A 3361-nucleotide genomic window follows, 5' to 3' on the forward strand; every position below is an offset into this window, starting at 1 on the left:
AAAAACGGCCGGACAAAGCCATCCTCTTCTAGGACCTGTCATTAAATACCGCGACATCATTAAAGATGGGGCGATGGGCCATAATCTTGAATGGTATCGAAAGGAGATGTTGTGCTCCTGAGTTTTATTTTTGATATTCCGATTTTCCTGCCGCTTTTGGGAACTCTGATCTGGTATCTCCATCTGCATAAGGGGTGGCATTTCAAACGCTGGAGCCTTTTTACACTGGCGGTATTTTGGCTTGTCTCCGGCGGACTTTATTTTGATCTTTGGGGGGCGGGTGGCAATCATTTCATGTGGTATTCGTGGCTCGACAAAATGGGCATCGTGAAAACATCTCCGATACCAACACCGACTTACCAAAATTTTTCCGGCTTTTGGAATCTTTTGGGACTGGTGCTTTTTATTTCCTATCCTTTCTTCCTCATCGTTGTAGGAAAACTTTTCTATCGCTTTTTTTGCTGGCTCAAAGGCGTTCTCTTTGGGCATGTTAAAGGGCAAACGGGCCTTTGGGGGCTTCTCACCAACAAGTAATGCAATTCGAAGAAACCATTCAAAAAGCCAGAGAGGCCCAGAAAATTTGGGCCGCTGTGAATGTTGGTGAACGCAGTCGGTGGCTCAAAAATTTTCAAAAATCAATTTTCAGACAAAAAGAAAAAATTGTTACCGCTATTTTAGCCGATACCCACAAACCTGTGGCTGAAGCAATCGGGATCGAGATTGCTACCGTTTTGATGACTGCCGATTATTACCGCAAAAAAGGTCCGAAGTTTTTGAAGAAGCGGCAAGCCGATGTCCACTGGATGTTCAAAAATAAAAAAGTCCGGGTGGAGCGTTTGCCTTACGGTGTGGTTGGTATTCTGGGGCCTTCCAATCTTCCTTTTTCGTTGACGATCGGGGATGCCATTCCCGCTCTGCTGGCCGGAAACGCCGTTGTCATCAAACCTTCCGAGTTGACGCCTAAAGCCGCGCATGTCGGCGCTGAAATTGCTTTCGAAACAGGACTGCCCCAAAATTTGATTCAGATTGTTGAAGGGGGACCCGACGTTGGTTCTCAGTTAATTGAAAATGTGGATTGCATTTTTTTCACGGGCTCCACAACGGTTGGAAGAAAAGTGGCCGCCAAAGCGGGAGAACTTTTGAAGCCATGCATTCTGGAGCTCGGCGGTAAAGCGCCGATGATTGTGTTGGAGGATGCCGATATTGAGCGGGCGGCACAGGCTTGTGTCTGGGGACGTTTCGCCCACTCGGGTCAGCATTGCATTGCAACCGAACGGGTTTATGTCGACAAAAAAATCGCTGAGCTGTTTATAAAAAGAGTCGTGAAAATTGTCCAAACACTGACTCCGGAAAGTTTGAGTCCTTCCACTCTTCCAAAAGGTCCCAAACATGAGGAAGAACTTCTCAATGATGCTCTGCAAAAAGGCGCGAACATCGCTTACCAGAAAGTAGCGGCTACATTCTGGTCACCTTTGATTTTGACAAATGTGAATCACTCAATGCGGGTGATGAAGGAAGAATCATTCGGACCTCTTCTTCCGATCATGACGTTTGAATCAATCGATGAAGCCATTGCGCTTGCCAACGATTCCGAAAGCGGTCTCTCCGCCACTCTTTTCACCAAAAATTCTCGCGAGGCGTTATCCTTGGCGCAGAGAATCGAAGTGGGAAATGTTTCGATCAACGATGTGATGGATCATTTCATGATTATGGATGCTCCCTTTTCCGGGTGGAAACAATCCGGTATCGGACAGCGCCACGCTCCGGAAGGACTTTTGCAATTCACCAAACAGCAAACTATTTTTGAACACCGCTTTCCGCTTCCATTTTGCGCAAAAAAAGAATTTTGGTGGTTTCCGTACCGCAATGGAACATTGAATCTTTTGAAAGGACTGCTTCGAATCTTTTTCGGATGAACCAAAATGTCGCCTCTTTCTTTTGCCACCGGCAACCATCATCTTTTTCTGATTTTAAAAACCGCGATTGGCGAAGATTGGATTGTTTTGCTCGGCAAACGGAAACCCAATTTCCCTTTTGCCAAAACCCGTTTTGAAAATGCGACATTTTATAATGTGACGCAAAATAAACTCCACCATTTGGCGGATGAGGAACTCAAAAGTCTTGAAATCAAAATAGACGGGAATTGGACGGTGACGGCGAAAGAACCGATTCCCTTTTCAATCGTTTTGCACCCAACTTTTTTGCAGACGAGAAAATTTTTTTTGAAAAAACTGATTCCTTCCGTTTCAAAACATGTTCCCGGAGCGATGTTTGACCATCACCTTTTGAATCTCTTTTTTCAACAGGGGGAGATTGCGGGGGCGCCGATCGTTTCCGGACACGGTTTTTCGGAGCAGGGGTGTTTGAGTATTCTCAACCTCAAAAGTTTCGAGATGCCTTTTCACTACAATCTCTTTTTGGAAAAAGAGGGCGATTCCGGTTTTTTGGAATGGCATGTGCCGCTTCAAAAAGGGTTGAGCCCGATGGTCAAGTTGGCAAACATCCTTCGCAAATTTTTTCTGAAGAATCGTTGCAACTGGGGAAGTCACCCCTTCAATCCGGATAGTTTCAAACAAGAAGTGCTAACAGCCACCCACATCCCCCTGAACCACTGGACTTTGCGACGCGAAATCGTAAAAGTAACCGGAGCCAACAAAAACGTCTATTACGGCCTCAAAGAATCTTTCGTTGGTTTGAAGAAGGTGTGAAGAAGTTTGGAGTTTGCAAGCAAAAAACTTCTAAAAATGAAATAACTGAAGACCTATTTTTGCCACTTTATAAGTGTCACTTTCTTTTGTGCCTAAATATGCACCCAATGCACCGCCTACGAAAAAAGAGAGTCCCCATCTTTGTGTAACATTGAAATCATGGTGTAGGTTAAGATCCAAGCTTACACCCAAAAACGTATTGCCTTCTGCTGTTTGATATCCGGCATAAACAGTTGGGCCAAGCTTTACCATGAAATGCCCCACCCAAATATCGTTCAAATCGTAACCTCCAAAATCTAAACCCAGTTTTACCTCTTTTTCGCCCCGAAAAGTAAAAGAGGGATTCAGATTCAATTCAGTAAACCATTGTAGTCGGGCTGAAATTCCGTCGGGTGAATGAAGAAGGTCATTACGATATTCCAGTGTGTGGGGGAGTTTCCTTGCAAGTTGAAAATGATATCCGAAGGTTTGTCGATCCAAAAACCGATCCATTCTCTTTCGTGCACTTTTAGTTTTGAAAAACGGAGGGCTCGGAGTTGTTGATATGGCAGGCGATGCAAAAAAAGAAATGACGGCACTGGAAGCTATCTATGCAAAAAACGCAGATTGCACCGAGCGGAGCAAGATATTGTATGCCGTCTTTTTGCAGGCGG

At 44.9% G+C, this 3361-nt stretch carries 4 protein-coding genes; 3 read left to right on the top strand and 1 reads right to left on the bottom strand.

Annotation, left to right across the window (positions count from 1 at the left end; all coding sequences use genetic code 11):
- The first annotated feature begins 90 nt into the window (after window positions 1-90).
- From HY877_08040 to HY877_08050, 3 genes are read left to right on the top strand one after another with little or no spacing between them, the layout of a single operon-like run.
- Complete coding sequence (locus tag HY877_08040) at window positions 91-534, top strand: hypothetical protein (GenBank protein MBI5300222.1); 444 nt, start codon at window positions 91-93, stop codon at window positions 532-534.
- Window positions 534-1916 carry an aldehyde dehydrogenase family protein gene (locus HY877_08045; GenBank protein ID MBI5300223.1) on the top strand — a complete coding sequence of 461 codons (1383 nt, stop codon included), beginning with the start codon at window positions 534-536 and terminating at the stop codon, window positions 1914-1916. The genes HY877_08040 and HY877_08045 overlap by 1 nt, the downstream gene beginning before the upstream one ends.
- Before the next feature lie 6 nt (window positions 1917-1922).
- Window positions 1923-2708, top strand: coding sequence for a hypothetical protein (locus HY877_08050; GenBank protein ID MBI5300224.1), 786 nt, complete (start codon window positions 1923-1925; stop codon window positions 2706-2708).
- A 30-nt stretch (window positions 2709-2738) separates the two neighbouring features.
- On the opposite strand, the gene HY877_08055 is transcribed toward HY877_08050, so the two are convergent.
- Window positions 2739-3200, bottom strand: coding sequence for a hypothetical protein (locus HY877_08055; GenBank protein MBI5300225.1), 462 nt, complete (start codon window positions 3198-3200; stop codon window positions 2739-2741).
- Window positions 3201-3361 lie beyond the last annotated feature (161 nt).

It is taken from the genome of Deltaproteobacteria bacterium (assembly GCA_016213065.1).
Lineage (GTDB): Bacteria > UBA10199 > UBA10199 > SPLOWO2-01-44-7 > SPLOWO2-01-44-7 > JACRBV01.

Bases quoted from the DNA above. Each gene is read 5' to 3' on its own strand.
- HY877_08055 (MBI5300225.1), bottom strand. From the start codon at position 3,200: ATGGATCGGTTTTTGGATCGACAAACCTTCGGATATCATTTTCAACTT.
- HY877_08045 (MBI5300223.1), top strand. From the start codon at position 534: ATGCAATTCGAAGAAACCATTCAAAAAGCCAGAGAGGCCCAGAAAATT.
- HY877_08040 (MBI5300222.1), top strand. From the start codon at position 91: ATGGTATCGAAAGGAGATGTTGTGCTCCTGAGTTTTATTTTTGATATT.
- HY877_08050 (MBI5300224.1), top strand. From the start codon at position 1,923: ATGTCGCCTCTTTCTTTTGCCACCGGCAACCATCATCTTTTTCTGATT.